The organism is Okeania sp. SIO2C2 (assembly GCF_010692625.1).
Lineage (GTDB): Bacteria > Cyanobacteriota > Cyanobacteriia > Cyanobacteriales > Microcoleaceae > Okeania > Okeania hirsuta.
In genome coordinates this window covers 1-1,858 of record NZ_JAAHGM010000156.1, presented here as the reverse complement: position 1 = coordinate 1,858, position 1,858 = coordinate 1, and the positions used below count along the sequence as shown (strand labels likewise).

The window sequence follows — 1,858 nt, the reverse complement described above, 5'->3', positions numbered from 1 at the left end:
TGGCAGGAATTAATGGATGGCTTATTTATCAAGGAAAAAATTTAATCGAATACCAAACTTATTTGATTAAAAATATTTCCTTTAATTACTTGCTAGTTATAGGAATTAGAGTCCTCAAAATCTTGGGCATACTAATTTTAACTAAATGGAGTATTCCATATATAAAAAAATTTATAACTTGGTTAACAGAGTGGGCAAAAAACGTCGATCAAATCACTGCCAATGACGCCAGTATTGAAAAATTATTTGAATTTTTCAAGAGTAACTTTAATAATATTATCTGGCTGTTATATGTTACTATATCAGCTCAAATTATGGTATTCCCAGAAGTAATTGTCAAATATTTATATATAAGTTTGCAGATTTATATGATTATTATTATGGGATTACTATTTACTAAAGCTAATACAACAGTTATTGAAACTTTGGATGCTGTTAGCAAGAAATATTCCGATCAAAGAAATATTGTGCGGATCTACAACCGCCTACGTAAATTAATTCCTCTTGCTAAACGATGTCTTGAATATGCAATCTATATTACTACAGCTACTTTAGTAGTTCAAAAAGTTGATTTTATTGCTAGTTTAGCTCCTTATGGTCTTTTATCTTTGCAAATAATTGGGATTATATTTATGAGTCGTGTTGTGCAAGAAATTGGTCAACTTTTACTAGAAGAAGTACTACTGCGTGAGAGTGATACAGATGATTTATCTAAACAGAGACGAGAGACATTTTTACCTTTATTTCAAAGTTGTACAAAATACCTGATTTACTTTGGTACAGGTATAGCAATTCTTTATACTATTAAAATTGACCCGACTCCTATTTTAGCAGGTGTAGGTATTTTAGGTTTAACAATTGGAATGGGAGCACAAAGTCTGGTTGAAGATATAGTTGCAGGTTTCTTTATTTTGTTTGAAAATTATTACTTAGTAGGAGATTTTGTAGAGATAAATGGTGTAAGTGGTTTTGTTACGGGAATAGAATTAAGAACAACTCGCATTAATTATGAAGATAAAAATTATATTATCCATAATCGTGATGTTAAGGATATAGTTAATCACTCCAGCTACAGTAATGCAGTGGTCATGCTCAAAATTCCTTATCAAGTTAAAATGAATCAAATCTATGAAGTTATAGAAAAAGTTGGAAATAAGCTTCTAGAGGATTATTCGACAGACATAATTGAACCAACAATAATAGAAGGAGTAGAAGAATTTTCTGACAATCAAATATTAATCGAAGTAGTTACACAAGTTAAACCTGGAAAACATTTAATTATTCAGAAAGTCTTAGGCATAATGATCAAAGAAGCTTTTGAAGAAGCAAATATTGAACTTAGGGTGGTTAATCATATAACACTGAGTAACGATCAACCTATTCCAATATTTTTAAAACCTCTACGGGTTAAACTACGCAAAAATCAATAGAAAAGTCATCAATACTTAGGGTTAACTGAATAAATATAAAATAATCTATTCAACGAAAACAATTATGATTCCTAAAATTAATCTTAGCAACTTTATTTAAATTAATATGAACAGTATCATTGCAACTGGAGTTGAAATCGGATTTATAATATGTCTTTTTGTGGCAATTAGATTTTTCTTAGATAGAGCTTATGAACCATTAATACAAGTATCATCAGTCAAAAACAAGACAAAAGATGTTGAAGTTATCTACCAAAATATTCAGATATTATTAACTCTCAGTTGCTTACTTTTATGTTTGTTAGTGGCAGGAATTAATGGATGGCTTATTTATCAAGGAAAAAATTTAATCGAATACCAAACTTATTTGATTAAAAATATTTCCTTTAATTACTTGCTAGTTATAGGAATTAGAGTCCTCAAAATCT

At 29.0% G+C, this 1,858-nt stretch carries 1 protein-coding gene and 1 pseudogene; both read left to right on the top strand.

The genetic code is table 11. The features are described 5' to 3' along the window. A partial coding sequence (locus F6K18_RS36040) for a mechanosensitive ion channel family protein (protein ID WP_287528163.1) occupies positions 1-1,430 on the top strand: 1,430 nt, incomplete at its 5' end. A gap of 106 nt (positions 1,431-1,536) precedes the next feature. After that, positions 1,537-1,858 (top strand): annotated as a pseudogene (locus tag F6K18_RS36035) (hypothetical protein); the annotation flags it as partial.